15 protein-coding genes are annotated in these 18,708 nt (G+C 60.1%); 5 read left to right on the forward strand and 10 right to left on the reverse strand.

Annotated elements, in window-relative coordinates; translation table 11 throughout:
• The first annotated feature begins 2 nt into the window (after positions 1–2).
• Positions 3–3,167 (forward strand): efflux RND transporter permease subunit EmhB, encoded by a 3,165-nt coding sequence (emhB, locus tag BM321_RS23770; protein WP_092445141.1) that lies wholly within the window; start codon positions 3–5, stop codon positions 3,165–3,167.
• Complete coding sequence (gene adeC / locus BM321_RS23775) at positions 3,164–4,621, forward strand: AdeC/AdeK/OprM family multidrug efflux complex outer membrane factor (RefSeq protein ID WP_092445143.1); 1,458 nt, start codon at positions 3,164–3,166, stop codon at positions 4,619–4,621. Before emhB ends, adeC begins: the two co-directional genes overlap by 4 nt.
• A gap of 144 nt (positions 4,622–4,765) precedes the next feature.
• On the opposite strand, the gene BM321_RS23780 is transcribed toward adeC, so the two are convergent.
• Positions 4,766–5,128, reverse strand: a complete 363-nt coding sequence (locus BM321_RS23780; protein ID WP_092445145.1) for a DUF6124 family protein — start codon at positions 5,126–5,128, stop codon at positions 4,766–4,768.
• Between the two features lie 710 nt (positions 5,129–5,838).
• On the opposite strand from BM321_RS23780, the gene BM321_RS23785 reads away from it, so the two are divergent.
• The 3 genes from BM321_RS23785 (at position 5,839) to BM321_RS23795 (ending at position 10,038) form a co-directional block, all read left to right on the forward strand.
• On the forward strand, positions 5,839–7,737 hold the full coding sequence (locus tag BM321_RS23785) for an S-type pyocin domain-containing protein (RefSeq protein ID WP_092445147.1): 1,899 nt from the start codon (positions 5,839–5,841) through the stop codon (positions 7,735–7,737).
• 17 nt (positions 7,738–7,754) lie between these two features.
• Positions 7,755–7,985, forward strand: coding sequence for a bacteriocin immunity protein (locus BM321_RS23790; protein ID WP_256573476.1), 231 nt, complete (start codon positions 7,755–7,757; stop codon positions 7,983–7,985).
• Between the two features lie 799 nt (positions 7,986–8,784).
• Entirely contained in the window at positions 8,785–10,038 is a 1,254-nt protein-coding gene (locus tag BM321_RS23795; RefSeq protein ID WP_092445149.1) for an OprD family porin, read from the forward strand.
• A 209-nt stretch (positions 10,039–10,247) separates the two neighbouring features.
• On the opposite strand, the gene pcaC is transcribed toward BM321_RS23795, so the two are convergent.
• From pcaC to BM321_RS23840, 9 genes are all read right to left on the reverse strand, one after another.
• Positions 10,248–10,640: a 4-carboxymuconolactone decarboxylase gene (gene pcaC / locus BM321_RS23800; RefSeq protein ID WP_092445151.1), complete on the reverse strand. Its 393-nt coding sequence runs from the start codon at positions 10,638–10,640 to the stop codon at positions 10,248–10,250.
• Positions 10,641–10,651: 11 nt separating this feature from the next.
• The gene (gene pcaD, locus BM321_RS23805) at positions 10,652–11,452 is read right to left on the reverse strand and encodes a 3-oxoadipate enol-lactonase (RefSeq protein ID WP_092445152.1); all 801 of its coding nucleotides are present in this window, start codon (positions 11,450–11,452) and stop codon (positions 10,652–10,654) included.
• Between the two features lie 12 nt (positions 11,453–11,464).
• Positions 11,465–12,829 (reverse strand): 3-carboxy-cis,cis-muconate cycloisomerase, encoded by a 1,365-nt coding sequence (locus tag BM321_RS23810; RefSeq protein WP_092445155.1) that lies wholly within the window; start codon positions 12,827–12,829, stop codon positions 11,465–11,467.
• 127 nt (positions 12,830–12,956) lie between these two features.
• On the reverse strand, positions 12,957–14,255 hold the full coding sequence (locus BM321_RS23815) for an MFS family transporter (RefSeq protein WP_092203838.1): 1,299 nt from the start codon (positions 14,253–14,255) through the stop codon (positions 12,957–12,959).
• Between the two features lie 256 nt (positions 14,256–14,511).
• Positions 14,512–15,078, reverse strand: a complete 567-nt coding sequence (gene pcaG, locus BM321_RS23820) for a protocatechuate 3,4-dioxygenase subunit alpha (RefSeq protein WP_092445157.1) — start codon at positions 15,076–15,078, stop codon at positions 14,512–14,514.
• A 1-nt stretch (position 15,079) separates the two neighbouring features.
• A complete protein-coding gene (gene pcaH, locus BM321_RS23825; protein WP_092144292.1) occupies positions 15,080–15,784 on the reverse strand; it encodes a protocatechuate 3,4-dioxygenase subunit beta in 705 nt (234 codons plus the stop codon).
• A 37-nt stretch (positions 15,785–15,821) separates the two neighbouring features.
• Entirely contained in the window at positions 15,822–17,027 is a 1,206-nt protein-coding gene (gene pcaF, locus BM321_RS23830) for a 3-oxoadipyl-CoA thiolase (RefSeq protein ID WP_175459519.1), read from the reverse strand.
• Positions 17,024–17,803, reverse strand: a complete 780-nt coding sequence (locus BM321_RS23835) for a CoA-transferase subunit beta (RefSeq protein WP_053182625.1) — start codon at positions 17,801–17,803, stop codon at positions 17,024–17,026. Before BM321_RS23835 ends, pcaF begins: the two co-directional genes overlap by 4 nt.
• Positions 17,800–18,660 carry a CoA transferase subunit A gene (locus tag BM321_RS23840; RefSeq protein WP_072409760.1) on the reverse strand — a complete coding sequence of 287 codons (861 nt, stop codon included), beginning with the start codon at positions 18,658–18,660 and terminating at the stop codon, positions 17,800–17,802. The genes BM321_RS23835 and BM321_RS23840 overlap by 4 nt, the downstream gene beginning before the upstream one ends.
• Positions 18,661–18,708 lie beyond the last annotated feature (48 nt).

An 18,708-nucleotide genomic window follows, 5' to 3' on the forward strand; every position in this document is an offset into this window, starting at 1 on the left:
CCATGTCGAAATTTTTTATCGACCGTCCGATTTTCGCCTGGGTGATCGCCCTGGTGATCATGCTGGTCGGGGCCCTTTCGATCCTCACATTGCCGATCAACCAGTACCCGAGCATCGCACCGCCGGCCATTGCGATCCAGGTGACCTACCCGGGTGCGTCCGCGCAAACCGTGCAAGACACCGTGGTGCAGGTCATCGAGCAGCAACTCAACGGTATCGACAACCTGCGTTATGTGTCCTCGGAAAGTAACTCCGACGGCAGCATGACCATCACCGCGACCTTCGAGCAGGGCACCAACTCCGATACCGCCCAGGTCCAGGTCCAGAACAAGCTGAACCTGGCCACCCCATTGCTGCCGCAAGAAGTGCAGCAACAGGGCATCCGTGTCACCAAGTCAGTGCGAAACTTCCTGATGGTGATCGGCGTGGTGTCGCGTGACGGCAGCATGACTCGGGAAGACCTGTCCAACTACATCGTGTCCAACATGCAGGACCCGATTTCGCGCACCGCCGGTGTCGGTGACTTCCAGGTCTTCGGCGCCCAGTACGCCATGCGGATCTGGCTCGACCCGGCCAAGTTGAACAACTTCAACCTGACCCCGGTGGACGTGAGCACGGCCATTTCAGCGCAGAACGTCCAGATCGCTTCCGGCCAGCTCGGCGGCCTGCCTGCCGTGCCCGGCCAGCAACTGAACGCCACCATCATCGGCAAGACCCGTCTGCAGACCGCCGAGCAGTTCAAGGCCATCTTGCTCAAGGTCAATCCGGACGGCTCGCAAGTGCGTGTCGGCGATGTGGCGGATGTCGCCCTCGGCGGTGAAAACTACAGCATCAACGCCCAGTTCAACGGTGCCCCGGCTTCCGGCCTGGCGGTGAGGCTCGCCACCGGCGCCAACGCCCTCGACACGGCCAAGGCCCTGCGCAAGACCGTCGACGACCTCAAGCCTTTCTTCCCGCAAGGCCTGGAAGTGGTGTTCCCGTACGACACCACCCCGGTGGTGAGCGAGTCGATCAAGGGCGTGGTCGAGACCCTGGTCGAAGCGGTCGTGCTGGTGTTCCTGGTGATGTTCCTGTTCCTGCAGAACTTCCGCGCCACCATCATCACCACGATGACCGTGCCGGTGGTACTGCTGGGCACCTTCGGGATCCTCGCGGCATTCGGTTTCAGCATCAATACCCTGACCATGTTCGGCATGGTGCTGGCCATCGGCTTGCTGGTGGACGACGCCATCGTCGTGGTGGAAAACGTCGAACGGGTGATGAGCGAAGAAGGCCTGTCGCCCAAGGAAGCCACCAAGAAATCCATGGGGCAGATCCAGGGGGCCCTGGTGGGCATCGCCCTGGTGCTCTCGGCGGTACTGCTGCCAATGGCGTTCTTCGGCGGTTCCACCGGTGTGATCTACAAGCAGTTCTCCATCACCATCGTCTCGGCCATGGCCCTGTCGGTACTGGTGGCACTGATCTTCACCCCTGCCCTGTGCTCCACCATGCTCAAGGCCATTCCGAAAGGCGAGCACGGTACGCCGAAACGCGGCTTCTTCGGCTGGTTCAACCGCAGCTTCGACCGTGGCGTCAAGAGCTACGAACGTGGCGTGGGCAACATGCTCAAGCACAAGGCCCCGTACCTGCTGGCCTACGTGATCATCGTGGTCGGCATGGTCTGGCTGTTCACCCGCATCCCCACGGCGTTCCTGCCGGAAGAAGACCAGGGCGTGTTGTTTGCCCAAGTACAGACACCGGCCGGTTCCAGTGCCGAGCGCACCCAGGTGGTGGTGGACAACATGCGCGAGTTCCTGCTGCGCCCCAGCAAGGACGGTGGCGAGGGCGACGGTGTGGCCTCGGTATTCACCGTGACCGGCTTCAACTTCGCCGGTCGCGGCCAAAGCTCGGGCCTGGCGTTCATCATGCTCAAGCCGTGGGAAGAGCGTAACGCTGACAACACCGTGTTCAAGATCGCCGGCCGCGCCCAGCAACACTTCTTCACCTTCCGCGACGCCATGGTGTTCGCCTTCGCCCCGCCGGCGGTGATGGAACTGGGTAACGCCACCGGTTTCGACGTGTTCCTGCAGGATCGTGCCGGCATCGGCCACGACAAGCTGATGGAAGCCCGTAACCAGTTCCTCGGCATGGCGTCCCAGAGCAAGGTGCTGGCCCAGGTACGTCCGAACGGTCTGAACGATGAACCGCAATACCAGTTGGAAATCGATGACGAGAAGGCCAGCGCGCTGGGCATCACGCTCTCGGAGATCAACAACACCCTGTCGATTGCACTGGGCAGTAACTACGTGAACGACTTCATCGACCGTGGCCGGGTGAAGCGGGTGTACGTCCAGGGCCAGCCGAACTCGCGCATGAGCCCCGAGGACCTGAAGAAGTGGTACGTGCGCAACAGCGCCGGGACCATGGTGCCGTTCTCTGCGTTCGCCAAGGGCGAGTGGGTCTATGGCTCGCCGAAACTGGCGCGTTACAACGGCGTGGAAGCGATGGAGATCCTCGGTACTCCGGCACCGGGTTATTCCACCGGTGAAGCCATGGCCGAAGTCGAAGCCATCGCCAAGAAGCTGCCGGCCGGCGTGGGTATTTCCTGGACGGGCCTGTCCTATGAGGAACGCCTGTCGGGTTCCCAGGCGCCAGCGTTGTATGCCTTGTCGCTGCTGATGGTGTTCCTGTGCCTGGCGGCGCTGTATGAAAGCTGGTCGATTCCGATCGCGGTCATGCTCGTGGTGCCACTGGGGATCATCGGTGCCTTGATGGCCACCAGCTTGCGCGGCCTGTCCAACGATGTGTACTTCCAGGTGGGCCTGTTGACAACCATCGGCCTGGCGGCGAAAAACGCCATTCTGATCGTGGAATTCGCCAAGGAACTCCACGAACAAGGGCGAACGCTGGTGGAAGCCGCCATCGAAGCCTGTAGGATGCGTCTGCGGCCGATTATCATGACCTCGCTGGCATTCGTCCTCGGCGTGGTCCCGCTGGCGATTTCCACCGGCGCCGGCTCGGGCAGCCAGCACGCCATTGGTACCGGTGTGATCGGCGGCATGTTGACCGCTACCATCCTGGCGATTTTCTGGGTGCCCTTGTTCTTCGTGACCGTGTCGTCGATAGGTCGCCGCAAAAATGCGGACCAGGACGATACTCCTGAAACTTCTAAAGAGGCTGGCCAATGAGCAAGTCGCTCCTCTCCCTGACCATCGCCGCCGTCGTGCTCAGCGGTTGCTCGCTGATCCCCGACTATCAGCGGCCCGAAGCACCGGTCGCGGCGCAGTACCCGCAAGGGCCGGCCTACGAGGCAGCCAAGGCGCCCGGCCAAGCCGCCGCCGAGCAAGGCTGGAAGCAGTTTTTCCATGACCCGGCGTTGCAACAGCTAATCCAGGTCGCCCTGGAAAACAACCGCGACCTGCGCGTCGCGGCGCTGAACATCGATGCCTACGCCGCGCAATACCGCATCCAGCGCGCTGATCTGTTCCCGGCGGTCTCGGCCACCGGTTCCGGCAGCCGCCAGCGCCTGCCGGCCCGGGCTTCGCAAAGCGGTGAAGCGTCCATCAGCAGTTCCTACTCGGCCACCCTGGGCATCAGCGCCTATGAACTGGACCTGTTCGGTCGGGTCCGTAGCCTGAGCGAGCAAGCGTTGCAAAGCTACTTCGCCACCGAAGAAGCCCGCCGCAGCACCCAGATCAGCCTGGTGGCCAACGTCGCCAATGCCTACCTGACCTGGCAGGCCGACAAGGAACTGCTCAAGCTGACCCAGGACACCCTCGGGGCCTATGAGCAAAGCTTCAAGCTGACCTCGCGCAGCGCCGAAGTCGGCGTGGCCTCGGCCCTGGACCTGAGCCAGGCGCGTACCGCTGTGGAAAACGCCCGTGTGCAACTGGCCCGCTACACTCGCCAGGTCGCCCAGGACGAAAACAGCCTGACCCTACTGCTGGGCACCGGCCTGCCGGCCAACCTGAACCCGCAACCGTTGAGCGATGACCTGCTCAGCGAAGTGCCGGCCGGGTTGCCGTCGGACCTGCTGCAACGTCGTCCGGACATCCTCCAGGCCGAACGCAACCTGCTGGCCGCCAACGCCAGCATTGGCGCCGCGCGGGCCGCGTTCTTCCCGAGCATCAGCCTGACGGCCAACGCCGGCACCTTGAGCCCGGACCTGTCCGGCCTATTCGAGGGCGGTTCGGGCACCTGGTCCTTCGCACCGCAAATCAACCTGCCGATCTTCAACGCCGGCAGCCTGCGGGCAAGCCTGGACTACGCCAAGATCCAGAAAGACATCAATGTCGCCAATTACGAGAAGTCGATTCAAACCGCGTTCCAGGAAGTCTCCGACGGCCTGGCCGCGCGCCAGACCTACAACGAACAGTTGCAGGCCCAGACCGATTTCGTCGCCGCCAACCAGGACTACTACCGCCTGGCCGAGCGGCGCTACCGCATCGGCGTCGACAGCAACCTGACCTTCCTTGATGCCCAGCGCCAGTTGTTCAGCGCGCAACAGTCGCTGATCACTGACCGCCTTGCGCAACTGACCAGCGAGGTCAATTTGTACAAGGCACTGGGCGGTGGTTGGAATGCCGAGACGGGCAAGAACGAGCCGGTGAAGGAAGAGGCGCCCAAGACCCGGCTGTTCTGATCGTGCTTGAACGCTGAACAAAAAGCCCACCAGAAGGTGGGCTTTTTGTTCACCCAAGGCCTGACGCCAACCTGTGGCGAGGGGATTTATCCCCGTTGGGTTGCGTAGCAACCCCAAAAAAGCCTAATGAACCGAGGCGGCAGGTTAACGCGGATCGACGATATCCAACGCTCGATTGACCAACAGCTCACTCAGTTCAATCATCTGCACCACGCCAAGCACGACATGCCGCCGCGAGCCGTTCAGGTCGAACGTCAGGTCACCGAGCATGGCATTGGCCGAGGCCAGGGTTTCACTGAGGTTCGCCAATAGGCACTCGGTGTCGATGGTATCGATGACGGTGAAAATCTGTGTGGATTTGGATGTGGGCTTTGGTTTGGGATCGGAATTTGTGCCCAGATGGAAATCGAGGGCTCGGTCTGCGGCCTCTTGGAGCTTTTCCGGATCGGGGTCGTTGTAGGGGCAGGTGGATCCAGACGCAGGGGGATTAGGTGTTTCTTTGATCATGGTAGTACTCCTAACGAAAATGAGAGCCGCCAGCATCACTTGCAGATGATAGGTGGCAGCTGTATGCGGGTCTGCAAGACCGAGTCGTTAGGCAACCTCGGCAGACCCGAAGGTCTCCCGCACACAGCCACCATAAAACGATGGCATCCAAAAGTCGCCATGGATTATAGGGGCGCGGCTAGGCGCCTAACAAATTCGGCGGGCTTGCAGTCCCGGTCGCTGGATGCGCAGCGACTACAACAGGCTAAGGATGCGACGTCCTAACGGCAACCCTAAAAGATTGTCGGAAAAATCGGCACGTCTGTCAGACATCCACCGCAAACTTTTCCCTCCCTTAAACGAATTGCTCAAGTAGGGATGAAGAAAAGAACTACAAGAAAAAACCACTGAAGCGTAGGACGTTCTGACAATCACCAAGAATTTTCCGACGAACTTTTAAGGTTGTCCCTCGGAACAAGCAAAACTAATTTATTAAGCCCTACCTCTACTTCAATGCCAGGAAGGCTTATGCAGAACCCCAAAGGACCGCCTCTACAAATTGAACTGCCTCCAACGATTATAAAACCCGAGCTGCCATCATCGCATCCGCCTCTGTCCACGCAGTCACCCGGCTATATTTCGAGACCCTTACCATAGAGTGGAACAGTCGTAGAAATTGCAGAAATTCAGAATTTCTTCAAGAAAAAAATATTAAATCCGAATCCTTGACTATGGCGGTGGTCGTCACCATCGCCACCCAACAAGATCATTTAGAAAAGTCCTACAATTCCTACGTAGGAATTCTGAAAGCAAAACTTGACCATGAAATAGTCACGGCTATCGGAGCAGCCGCGGGAATACACGCTCTTGAAAAAGAGGTTATTGATCAGATCATCGCACGTAAACGAAGCGAGCTGCAGAACAGCTTGGTCACCGCCACCACTTTCTTTGCAAGAGATCCATTCCATAAAAGCATCAAGAAAAATGCAGTTGACTTCGTAAACATACTTCAAGGGAGCAGAGAGCCATCAACAGATGTTTACAACAGATGGTTACGGTCCATCACCGCAGCTTACACAGCGAAGGTCCTGACCGAAGAAATCAGAATTCTGAATGAAAAATTACAAGCAATGACCTCTGCCCGTACAACGTTTGATGCTGAAAAACGAAAGAATCTTCAGGAGCACATCGATACGTTATCTAACCAACAGGGACTCACGCCTTCTCTTGTCACAGTGCAGCAAAGTCTGATTCCCTCCATAACTACGATCCGACACAAAGACGCTGCCCTGCCTATGGAAATACGGCACGATCTTGAAGAAATATTCAACGAAAATCCGCCTCAACATAAAAGCAACATAGAAGAACGAATCAGGCTCGACCATTTTCCCACCAGAACCCACAACACTAGTCTCCTTGAATCGCCTACCAAACAGCGTATCGATGCTTTGACGGAGGAGATTAACCATCAAGCTCGCGTGCCTGGGTTGCACGCGGGGCGCCTCAACCGCGAACCTGATCTTGCCAAAGCCAATCAGTTCCATATAGCTGGAGCTGTGGCTGCTACCCAGCCGATGATCGTTACATCAGCCGGAACGATTGCAGCGGTTGAAGGCGCAGCTTCAGGTTTGGGCAGAGCTATCCAACTGGCAATTGCATCGTTGGCAGATGTTTTGGCGGGCACCGCGTCTGGTTTTTTTGTAGGGATTGCTGCGCTGGTTTATTCGCCAAAGTTGGCAAACGGCGAGTTACCGGAGCGTTTTGCCTTTAGTACACCCCTTTCAGATTTGGTGCCGTTGCAAGACCGCGATCTGCACGCCCTAGCCGCTGCCGGTAAGACGATTGACTTACCTGTGCGCCTAAGTTCCAGAAACGCAGCAGATGGCCAGTCAGAACTTCTCGTGGTCAAAGCCGACGGCCTATCCAATCTTCCCAAAGTCAGGGTTATGGCGGCTACCTATGATGCCCAGCAAAATATTTACACCGCCACGATTGAAAACGCGCCGTCAACAACCTTGACATGGATCCCTATTGTTAAACCCGGTGACGTCTCCACGAAACTTCCCACCGAATCACCTTCGCCGCTTATTTATACAGGTGCCTCAGTAACGCCCATCGTGGGAAGAATCGATTCATTTCCTGAGGTCGCCGAAAGCAGTTTTGATGACTATGTTTTTGTTTTCCCAATCGACTCAGGTCTACCGCCTCTGTACGTTATGTTCAGAGATCGGAGAGAAGATCCTGGGGTTTCGTGGGGTGTTGGCGCTCCAGTGTTAGGAGTGTGGCTGGAAGCTGCATCAGAAGGTGAAGGAGCCCCCATTCCATTACAAATCGCGCGTCAGTTGAGAGGAAAAAAATTTAGAAATTTCAAGAATTTTAGAAAGACATTCTGGAAAGCAGTTGCTAACGATCCGATTATTGCTCAACAATTCAGCTCAGCCAACCGTGTAGAGATGAGGAAAGGTAATGCACCTTTTGTTGTACGGACTGAATACGCTGGAGCACGTATCAGGTATGAACTGCATCACAAGAAATATCTGTCTCAAGGCGGCGAGGTGTTTGGCCTGGACAACATCAATATCACCACCCCCAAGCGCCATATAGAAATTCATAGAGAGAAAATGCAATGAGTCGATTACTAACAGACATGACCGAGTCTGAATTTTTAGCTTTTGTTATAAAAATTTTCGAATCGCAGCATGACTCGGAAAATGAGCAGACCGAAGCTGTATTGGAGTTCATAAGAATTACAGAGCACCCCTATAAAGCCGACCTAATCTACTATCCTGAAGCAGGAAAAGATAATCCTGAGGCAGTAGTAAACGAAATTAAAAACTGGCGCGCCGCCAATGGAAAACCGGGATTCAAGCAATCCTGATTTTTACGCGAAAGCCTTCCTTTTATCGCCAGCATCTGCGGTAAAAAGGGCTCAGTCGACACCTTCGTTGGATGTTCTGGTGCTATCGCGAGCAAGCTCATTCCTACAGGAATTTGTGGTGGACGAAAGATCCATGAACGACGCAGAACCGTGTGGGAGCGGGCTTGCCCGCGAAAGCGTCGGACCATTCAATATCGGTGCAAGCTGATCCACCGCTATCGCGAGCAAGCTCGGCTCCCACAGAGAATTATGGTGAGACGAGGATTCAGGAATGTAGCGGCACCTGTGTGAGAGCGAGCTTGCTCGCGATGACGTCAGCCCAGACACCCCAAATCCCGTGGCGAGGGAGCTTGCTCCCGCTCGGCTGCGCAGCAGTCGCAAGACCTGACCCTGCGGTTTGCCTGAAGGAACGCAGGGGCCTGCTTCGCAGGCCAGCGGGAGCAAGCTCCCTCGCCACGCTGGGTTGGTGTGGAGTCGAAAATTGGAGATCGACCACAGTCCTGTGGGAGCGGTGGATATGAGATTTGTGAATATTCCTTGCCGCAAGTGTTGGGCCATTTGATCAGCCATTTTGCCGTTCGATAATCGCCCAAAACCCGCAATCGCCAATTGAAGCCATCCCGCCCTGCCCTTCACCATCGCTCGCACAAAACCAATAACATCAGGTTCGATGCCATGCCTCTACGCCCCGCCGCGCCCGGCTGATTCTCGATCAGCGCCCCTGTTATCCACCGTTCCGTCTGCAGCCCAAGGTTGTGGCAACGACCCGCTTCGCCCACAAAAAATAGAGACAACGTCCATGAAGCCCTCACAGCACTTGTTCCCCAGCCTCATTGCCGTCGCCCTGACCAGTACCGCCCTGCCCGTCCTGGCGGCGGAATCGGGGTTTGTCGAAGACGCCAAGGCCACGCTGAACCTGCGTAACTTCTACTTCAACCGCAACTTCACGAACCCGAACAACGCCCAGGGTAAGGCCGAGGAATGGACCCAGAACTTCATCCTCGACGCCAAGTCCGGCTTCACCCAAGGCGTGGTTGGTTTCGGTGTGGATGTGCTGGGCCTGTATTCGGTCAAGCTCGATGGCGGCAAGGGCACGGCGGGCACGCAATTGTTGCCGGTGCACGACGACGGGCGTCCGGCCGATGACTTCGGACGCCTGGGCGTGGCGCTCAAGGCCAAGGTGTCAAAGACTGAACTGAAGGTCGGTGAATGGATGCCTGTGCTGCCGATCCTGCGTTCCGACGACGGCCGCTCCCTGCCGCAAACCTTCCGTGGCGGCCAGGTGACCTCCACCGAAATCAACGGCCTGAGCCTCTACGGCGGCCAGTTCCGTGGCAACAGCCCGCGCAATGACGCGAGCATGGAAGACATGTCCATGAACGGCCGCGGTGCGTTCACCTCCGACAGTTTCAATTTCGGTGGCGGTGAATACGCCTTTAATGAAAAACGCACCCAGGTCGGTGTCTGGTACGCGGAACTGTCCGACATCTACCAGCAGCAATATTTCAACCTGACCCACAGCCAGCCCATCGGCGACTGGACCCTGGGCGCCAACCTAGGCTACTTCATCGGCAAGGAAGACGGCAGCGCCCTGGCCGGCGACCTGGACAACAAAACCGCGTTCGCCATGCTCTCGGCCAAATACGGCGGCAACACCTTCTACGTCGGCCTGCAGAAAGTCGGTGGCGATGACGCCTGGATGCGCGTCAACGGCACCAGCGGCGGCACCCTGGCCAACGACAGCTACAACTCCAGCTATGACAACGCCAAGGAAAAATCCTGGCAACTGCGCCACGACTTCAACTTCGCCGCCGTCGGCGTGCCGGGCCTGACTCTGATGAACCGCTACATCAGCGGTGACAACGTGCACACCGCCACGGTCGACGATGGCAAGGAGTGGGGTCGGGAAAGTGAGCTGGCCTATACCGTGCAGAGCGGCGCACTGAAGAGCCTGAATGTGAAGTGGCGTAACTCGACGATGCGTCGGGACTACAGCACCAACGAGTTTGATGAGAATCGGTTGATCGTCAGCTATCCGATCAGCCTGCTGTAGAAGGCAAACATGGATGGAGGTTGTACCACTGTCATCGCGAGCAAGCTCGCTCCCACAGCGGATCAGTGCCGCGCACAAAATTTGTGCTCACTGAAGATCCAATGTGGGAGCGAGCTTGCTCGCGATGGCGGCGGCACAGTCAGCATCCTCGCCGACTGACCCACCGCTTTCGCGGGCAAGCCCGCTCCCACAGGGAATGAGATACGCCCTTAAGCCCGGGATTCGACGCCCAACTCATCCCAGACCGATTCGGCCAGATGGAAGGTGGCGTTGGCTGCCGGGATGCCGCAATAGATGGCGCTCTGCATGATCATTTCCTTGATCTCGCTGCGGCTCACGCCGTTGTTGGCGGCGGCGCGCAGGTGCAGCTTGAGTTCTTCGGCGCGGTTCATGCCGATCAGCATGGCGATGGTGATCAGGCTGCGGGTGTGGCGCGGCAGGCCCGGGCGGGTCCAGATGTCGCCCCAGGCATGGCGAGTGATCATCTCCTGGAATTCGCTGTTGAACTCGGTCAGGGCATCGAGGCTGCGGTCGACATGGGCATCGCCCAGTACCGCGCGGCGTACTTGCATGCCTTCATCGTAACGTTGTTTCTCGTCCACAAAAAAACTCCTCAGGCGCGGCTGGAATCAAGCAGGAAATCCAGCACCCGCGCGCTGAACGCAGCGCCGGCCTGGACGTTGGACAGGTGCGCGGCATGGAACTCGGCATACTCGGCCCCGCTGACCCGCGCCTGGATGAAGTGCCCCCCCGACGGCGGCGTCACCGCGTCTTCGGTACCGGCGATCACCAACAGCGGCACACGGATCAACGACAATTGCTCACGAAAATCGGCATCACGCACGGCCGCACAGTTGGCTGCGTAGCCCTGGGGCGAAGTGGCGGCGAGCATGTCGGTGATTTTCTTCACCTTCGCAGGATGAGCTTCGGCAAAATCCGCAGTAAACCAGCGGGCGATCGAAGCATCGCGCAGCGCCACCATCGCATCCTTGCCGTCGCGCAGCACGGTTTCAATGCGCGGATTCCACACCGACGGGTCGCCGATCTTGGCGGCGGTGTTGCACACCACCAGTTTGTGCAGGCGCTCGCCAGCATTGATCCCCAACCACTGGCCGATCAACCCGCCCATGGACAATCCACAGAAATGCACCTTGTCGATCCTCAACTGATCGAGCATCGCCAGCACGTCGCGACCCAGCTGTTCGATGCTGTAGGGGCCTTCGGTGACCAGCGATTGACCATGGCCGCGCGTGTCGAAGCGCAGCACGCGAAAGTGTTCGCTGAAGGCCGCGACCTGCTCGTCCCACATGTGCAGATCAGTGCCCAGTGAGTTGGAGAGCATCAGCACCGGGGCGTCTTGCGGCCCGTCCAATAGGTAATTCAGATCGCCCTCGGCGAGTTTGACGAATCCCACAACAATCTCCTTTCAAATGTTCAAGGCAAAGTGTTCGGCAACGGCTCGGGCGACCCAGGTCTTGGCTTGGCCGAGGTAGTGCGCCGGGTCGAGCAGATGATCAAGCTCGGTTGCCGATAGCTGAGCGGTGACCTGGGGTTCGTCTCCCAGCACCTCGCGCAGATGCCGCTGTTCGGCCACGGCGCGCTTGCAGCATTGCTCCAGCAAATGATGCGCCGTGTCGCGCCCGACACGCTGGGCCAGGACAATGCTCACCGCTTCGGCCAGCACCAGCCCTTGGGTCAGTTCCAGGTTGCGGGCCATGCGCGCGGCATCCACTTCCAGCCCTTCGGCCAGCAGCCGCGCCTGTTGCAAGGCGCCGGAGACCAGGCAGCAGATTTCCGGCAAGGTTTCCCATTCGGCGTGCCACAGGCCCAGGCTGCGCTCGTGTTCCTGGGGCATGGCGCTGAACAGCGTCGACAACAAACCGGGTACTCGCGTCGCCGCGCCGATCAACACCGCCGCGCCCACCGGGTTGCGCTTGTGGGGCATGGTGGACGAACCGCCCTTGCCGGGCGCGGAGGGTTCGAACGCTTCACCGGCCTCAGTCTGCATCAACAGGCTGATGTCGCGGCCCAATTTGCCCAGGCTGCCGGCGACCAACCCCAGTACCGCGCCAAACTCCACCAAACGATCGCGCTGGGTGTGCCACGGCTGCTCCGGCAGGGACAGTTGCAGTTCGGCGGCCAAGGCTTCGGCGACCGGCAGCGCCTGGTCGCCCAACGCGGCGAGCGTCCCGGAGGCGCCGCCGAATTGCAGCACCAGCAAGCGTGGCTTGAGTTCTTTCAAGCGCTGGCGACTGCGGGTGATCGCCCCCAGCCAACCGGCGATTTTCATCCCCAGGGTCACCGGCGTGGCGTGTTGCAGCCAGGTGCGTCCGGCCAACGGTGTGGCGGCGTAGCGTTCGGCTTGTCGGGCCAGGATGGCGGCCAGTTGCGCCAGCTCGCCCTCGACCAGGCCCAACGCCTGGCGCAGTTGCAGCACCAGTCCGCTGTCCATCACGTCCTGACTGGTGGCGCCCAGGTGCACGTAGCGCTCGGCTTCGGCATCCTCGGCGGCGATGCGCTTGCCCAACGCCTTGACCAGCGGGATAGCCGAATTGCCGGCACTGGCAATCGCTTCGCTCAGTGCCGAAAAATCGTACAGCTGCGCACGACAAGCCTGCTCGATCGGCGCCACGGCACTTTGCGGAATCACCCCGACCCGCGCCTCGGCCCGGGCCAAGGCGGCTTCGACGTCAAGCATGGCCTGGACCCGGCCCGCATCGCAGAACACCTCGCGCATGTCGCGGGCGGTGAAGTAGGCATCGAACAGCTGATTGCCCGGTCGTTCGCTCATAAACAGTCCTTGGGAAGGTAGATGTCCTGTGGCGAGAGAAATTGCTGTGGCGAGGGGATCTATCCCCTCGCCACAGCAAGCCCCCTCGCCACAATGACTCAAACAAGCCTCAAATGATCAGGTGGATTCAAAGGTCGTGATGCAAATACGCCGGTTGCTTGGGCAGGCGCAGGCTGAACAGGAACGCCACGACCATCATCACCGTGACATACCAATAAAAGGCGTTCTCCATGCCCTGGGCTTTCAGACTCAAGGCGACGTATTCGGCCGAGCCGCCGAACACGGCATTGGCCACCGCGTAGGCCAACCCTACCCCCAGCGCCCGGACTTCGGGTGGAAACATTTCCGCTTTCACCAGGCCGCTGATGGAGGTGTAGAAACTGACGATCGCCAGCGCCAACGTGATCAGGATAAACGCCAGGAACGGGCTGCTGATGCTTTTGAGGGTCAGCAGGATCGGCACCGTGCACAACGCCCCCAGGGCACCGAACCAGAGCATGGAATTGCGTCGGCCGATCTTGTCCGCCAGCATGCCGAACAACGGCTGCATGCACATGTACAGAAACAGCGCGCCGGTCATGATGTAGCTGGCGGTCTTGGCGTGCAGGCCGGCGGTGTTCACCAGGTATTTCTGCATGTATGTGGTGAAGGTATAGAAAATCAACGAACCGCCGGCGGTATAGCCCAGCACGGTGACGAACGCGGCCTTGTGGTCGCGAAACAGCGCCGCGATGCTGCCAGCGTCCTTGTTCTCACGCATTTCCTTGCTGCTGGTTTCTTTCAGGGACCGCCGCAGGAACAGCGAAATCAGTGCGGCCACGGCGCCGACCACGAACGGGATCCGCCAGCCGTAGGCACGCAGTTCATCTTCGTTGAGAAACTGTTGCAGGATCACCACCAGCGACACTGCCAGCAGTTGCCCACCGATCAACGTCACGTACTGGAACGAGGCGAAGAAACCGCGCTGGCCCTTGAGGGCGACTTCGCTCATGTAGGTGGCGGTGGTGCCGTACTCGCCGCCCACCGACAAGCCTTGCAGCAGGCGCGCGAACAACAGCAGCACCGGCGCCCAGACGCCGATGTCCTTGTAGGTGGGCAGGCAGGCAATGAGCAACGAGCCGAAACACATCATCAGCACCGAGATCATCATCGAATTCTTGCGCCCGTGACGGTCCGCCACCCGGCCGAAAATCCAGCCGCCGATGGGTCGCATCAGGAACCCGGCGGCGAACACACCGGCTGTGTTGACCAGTTGCACCGTCGGGTTGTCGGACGGGAAGAACGCCGGCGCGAAATAGATCGCGCAGAACGCATAGACATAGAAGTCGAACCATTCGACCAGGTTGCCGGATGAAGCGCCGACGATGGCGAAGATGCGCTTGCTGCGTTCTTCGCCGGTGTAGTGGCTGATGATTGGGGTGGCCATGGATTATTCACTCGTTGGGGAATGGACAAAGTCTAGACACACTTCGTAACAGACCCGTTCCACAAACAGTCTTTCAAGCAGTAGCACCTGTAGCGCCGCCATCGCGAGCAAGCTCGCACCCAAGGACGACGATCGTTCCCACGCTCCGCGTGGGAATGCCTCAACGGACGCTCCGCGTTCGACTCTGGATGTGACGCAGAGCGTCACGGGCTGCATTCCCACGCGGAGCGTGGGAACGATCATCGCCCGTCAACATTCAGTAATCGAAGAACACCGTCTCGGCATCCGTGCCCTGAAGGATCACGTTCCACTGGTACACGCCCGACGCATCAGGCTTGGCCACGATTGTGCCGCGACGTTCTTCGGGGACGCAGGCCAGCAGCGGGTCGGTTTCGTTGGCCGGTTCGCCGTCGAAATAGATGCGCGTCAGCAAGTGCTTGACCAACCCGCGAGCGAACACCAGCACCACCAGGTGCGGTGCCTGGGTCGTGGCACCCAGTCCTGGCACGGTGCCCGGCTTGATGGTGGTGAAGCGAAAACGCCCTTCGGCATCCACCGGCACCCGGCCGAAGCCTTCGAAATGCGGGTCCAGGGGTTTGTCCTGGTCGTCTTCCGGGTGGGCGTATTTGCCGGCGGCGTTGGCCTGCCAGACTTCCAGCATCGCGTCGTTGACGAACTGGCCGTTGCCATCGACCACCTGCCCGGTGATCGCCACGCGTTGGCCGAGGGTTTCGGCGACGGTCAGGTCTTCGCGGTTCAGCCAGGTCAGGCCGATGTGGTAGTACGGGCCGACGGTGTGGGACGTGGTAGCGGTGAGGGTCATCTTATTTCTCCATCGGCGTGGCATCGCGGCCGCGCAAGACGATGTCCCAGCGGTAACCGAGGGCGTAGTGAGGGACGGTTTTTTCCAGGTCGAAACGGGCGATCAGGCGTTCCTTGGCACTCGTGTCCGGCACGCAGTTGTAGATCGGGTCGTATTCCAGCAACGGATCGCCAGGGAAGTACATCTGCGTCACCAGGCGCGTCAGAATGCTCGGCCCGAACAGTGAGAAATGGATATGCGCCGGGCGCCAGGCGTTGTGGTGGTTACCCCACGGATAAGCGCCGGGCTTGATGGTCTGGAACTGATACCAGCCGTCGGCGTCGGTGACGGTGCGACCGGTGCCGGTGAAATTCGGGTCCAGCGGCGCGTCATGGTTGTCACGGTCATGGTTGTAGCGGCCGGCGGCATTGGCCTGCCAGATCTCCACCAGGATGCCTGGCACCGGCTGGCCGTGCTCATCCAGCACGCGCCCGTGAATGATGATCCGCTCACCCAGTGGCTCGCCAGCATGCTGGGCGGTCAGGTCGTGGTCCTTTTCCTGCACGCGGTCGGCGCCGACAGTCGGGCCGGTGATTTCCGACAACGAATGCGGCAGGAACACCAATGGCTTGGACGGCGAGCGCAGGTTGGTGGACTGGTACGGCGGGTGCAGATACTCCGGCTGGGTGCCCGCTTGGGGGCGACGATAACCAGGCTTGTCAGTCATGAAGCATTCCTCGGTTTCTTATTAGTAGAGCGACGCGTCAGACGCGTTCGATGGCCAATGCCAGACCCTGGCCGACGCCGACACACATGGTCGCCAGGCCTTTCTTGCCGCCGGTCTTTTCCAGATGGTGCAGCGCCGTCAGCACCAACCGCGCCCCACTCATGCCCAGCGGATGACCGAGGGCGATGGCGCCGCCGTTCGGGTTGACCTGCGGCGCATCGTCCGCCAGCCCCAGATCACGCAGCACCGCCAGGCCCTGGCTGGCAAACGCTTCATTGAGTTCGATCACGTCGAAATCGGCGACCGCCAGGCCCAGGCGCTCAGTGAGTTTGCGCACTGCCGGTACCGGGCCGATGCCCATCACCCTGGGCGCGACGCCGGCACTGGCCATGCCCAGCACTTTGCCGCGAGGCGTCAGGCCATGTTTTTTCACCGCCTCGGCCGAGGCCAGGATCAATGCCGCCGCGCCGTCGTTCACACCCGACGCGTTGCCGGCGGTGACGGTCTTGTCCGGCCCGTTGACCGGCTTGAGTTTGCTCAAGGTTTCCAGCGTGGTGTCGGCGCGCGGGTGCTCGTCCTGCTCGACCACGGTTTCGCCTTTTTTATGGGCGATGCGCACCGGCACGATTTCTTCGGCGAAAAAACCTGCCGCCTGGGCCGCCGCCGTGCGCTGTTGGCTGCGCAAGGCGAAAGCGTCCTGGTCGGCGCGGGACACGGCGTAGTCATCGGCCACGTTATCGGCGGTCTGCGGCATCGCGTCCACACCGTACTGGGCTTTCATCAACGGGTTGATGAAGCGCCAGCCGATGGTGGTGTCTTCCAATTTCATGTTGCGCGAGAACGCGGTGTCAGCCTTGCCCATCACGAACGGCGCACGGGACATCGACTCCACGCCGCCAGCGATCGCCAGTTCCATCTCGCCGCTGGCGATGGCGCGGAACGCGGTACCGATGGCGTCCATGCCCGAGGCGCAAAGACGATTGAGGGTCACACCGGGAATGCTCTGCGGCAGGCCCGCCAACAGCAGCGCCATGCGCGCCACGTTGCGGTTGTCTTCGCCCGCCTGGTTGGCGCAGCCGAGAAACACCTCGTCCACCGCGTTCCAGTCCACCGATGGGTTGCGTTCCATCAGCGCCTTGATCGGCACAGCCGCCAGGTCATCGGCGCGGACCGCGGACAAACCGCCGCCAAATCGACCGATGGGGGTTCGAATCGCATCACAGATATAAACGTCGCGCATCAGGCTTCTCCCGGTGCCTGGCCGTGGGCCGCCGCGGTGCGAGCTTCAAGGTCGCGCAGTGCACGCAGCTCCACCTCGGTCGGCTCGGCGGTGGTTTGCACCTGGTCGGCGAAACGGATCGCCCACCCGGTGGCCGCAATGACTTGCTCGCGGGTCACGCCGGGGTGCAGCGCGGTGACCACGAATTCATGGCTGCCGGCTTCCGGCTCCATGATGCACAAGTCGGTGATGATGCCCACAGGTCCTGCGCCCGGCAGACCGAGACGCTTGCGCGAATCGCCACCTTCACCATGGCCGACCGAGGTGATGAAATCCAGCTTGTCGACAAACGAACGCGCCGACTGCTTGAGGATGATCAACACGCTCTTGGCCGAGCCGGCGATTTCCGGTGCGCCACCGGCACCCGGCAGGCGGACTTTCGGCTGATGGTAGTCGCCCACCACCGTGGTGTTGATGTTGCCGAAACGGTCGACCTGGGCCGCGCCAAGGAAACCGACGTCGATACGCCCGCCCTGCAGCCAGTAGCGAAAAATCTCACCGGTCGGTACGACGGTATCGGCGGTTTCCGCCAGCTCACCGTCGCCGATGGACAGCGGCAATACGCTGGGTTTGGCACCGATCGGGCCGGACTCGTAGATCAGTACGACGTCTGGCGACGAGGTCAGCCGCGCCAGGTTGGCCGCTTTCGACGGCAGGCCGATGCCAACGAAGCACACGGCATTGTTTTTCAAGCGACGCGCCGCGGCGACGGTCATCATTTCGTTGGTGGAGTAGGTCATGGTTTCACCTGCGAAGCGGCTGCCAGTCTGGCTTGGAATTCACTGAAATCCCGAGTGCCGTGGATGTATTCATTGATCCATGCGGTAAACGTCTCACGGTCGCGGGCGATCGGATCCCACGCCTGGTAGAAACGATTGTCACGCTCGGTGTAGCCGTGGGCGTAGGACGGATGGGCGCCGCCCGGTACGTGGCACACCGCGCTCAGCGCCCAGGTCGGCAGCACGCAGGCGTTCATCGGCGCATTCAGGTCGTCGACGATTTCTTCCACGGTGACGATGCAACGCTTGGCGGCCAGGGCGGCTTCTTTCTGCACACCGAGAATGCCCCACAGCAGCACGTTGCCCTTGCGGTCGGCTTTCTGGGCGTGGATCACCGTGATATCAGGGCGCACCGAAGGCACGGCGGCCAATACTTCACCGGTGAAGGGACAGGTTACGCTCTTGATCAGGGGGTTGACCTTCGGCAGGTCGGAGCCGGCGTAGGCCCGCAACACCGCGAATGGCAGGCCGGAGGCGCCGGCGACGTAGGCGTTGGCCAGGTCGGCGTGGCTGTGCTCCTCGATCTCCAGCGGGTGCGGCCATTGTTTTTCCACGGCATCGCGCAAGCGGTGCAACGACCCGACGCCAGGGTTGCCGCCCCAGGAGAAAATCAATTTGCGAGCACAACCGGCGCCGATCAACTGGTCATAGATCAGGTCAGGTGTCATGCGCACCAAGGTCAGATCTTTCTTGCCCTGACGAATGATTTCATGACCCGCCGCCGTAGGAATCAGGTGAGTGAAGCCTTCGAGCGCGACGGTATCGCCGTCGTTGACGAATTGCTTCACCGCGTCGTGCAGCGAAAGGATTTCAGCCATGGGGCAGGCTCCCGTTTTCCAGTAGACCGACATGAAGAAAAAAGGCGC

The sequence above is a fragment of the Pseudomonas sp. NFIX10 genome (assembly GCF_900111955.1).
Lineage (GTDB): Bacteria > Pseudomonadota > Gammaproteobacteria > Pseudomonadales > Pseudomonadaceae > Aquipseudomonas > Aquipseudomonas fluorescens_AA.

What these genes read in the sequence shown, in the direction of transcription:
- emhB (WP_092445141.1), top strand. Translation starts at nt 3, where the DNA reads ATGTCGAAATTTTTTATCGACCGTCCGATTTTCGCCTGGGTGATCGCC.
- adeC (WP_092445143.1), top strand. Translation starts at nt 3,164, where the DNA reads ATGAGCAAGTCGCTCCTCTCCCTGACCATCGCCGCCGTCGTGCTCAGC.
- BM321_RS23780 (WP_092445145.1), bottom strand. Translation starts at nt 5,128, where the DNA reads ATGATCAAAGAAACACCTAATCCCCCTGCGTCTGGATCCACCTGCCCC.
- BM321_RS23785 (WP_092445147.1), top strand. Translation starts at nt 5,839, where the DNA reads ATGGCGGTGGTCGTCACCATCGCCACCCAACAAGATCATTTAGAAAAG.
- BM321_RS23790 (WP_256573476.1), top strand. Translation starts at nt 7,755, where the DNA reads ATGACCGAGTCTGAATTTTTAGCTTTTGTTATAAAAATTTTCGAATCG.
- BM321_RS23795 (WP_092445149.1), top strand. Translation starts at nt 8,785, where the DNA reads ATGAAGCCCTCACAGCACTTGTTCCCCAGCCTCATTGCCGTCGCCCTG.
- BM321_RS23810 (WP_092445155.1), bottom strand. Translation starts at nt 12,829, where the DNA reads ATGAGCGAACGACCGGGCAATCAGCTGTTCGATGCCTACTTCACCGCC.
- BM321_RS23815 (WP_092203838.1), bottom strand. Translation starts at nt 14,255, where the DNA reads ATGGCCACCCCAATCATCAGCCACTACACCGGCGAAGAACGCAGCAAG.
- pcaG (WP_092445157.1), bottom strand. Translation starts at nt 15,078, where the DNA reads ATGACCCTCACCGCTACCACGTCCCACACCGTCGGCCCGTACTACCAC.
- pcaH (WP_092144292.1), bottom strand. Translation starts at nt 15,784, where the DNA reads ATGACTGACAAGCCTGGTTATCGTCGCCCCCAAGCGGGCACCCAGCCG.
- BM321_RS23835 (WP_053182625.1), bottom strand. Translation starts at nt 17,803, where the DNA reads ATGACCTACTCCACCAACGAAATGATGACCGTCGCCGCGGCGCGTCGC.
- BM321_RS23840 (WP_072409760.1), bottom strand. Translation starts at nt 18,660, where the DNA reads ATGGCTGAAATCCTTTCGCTGCACGACGCGGTGAAGCAATTCGTCAAC.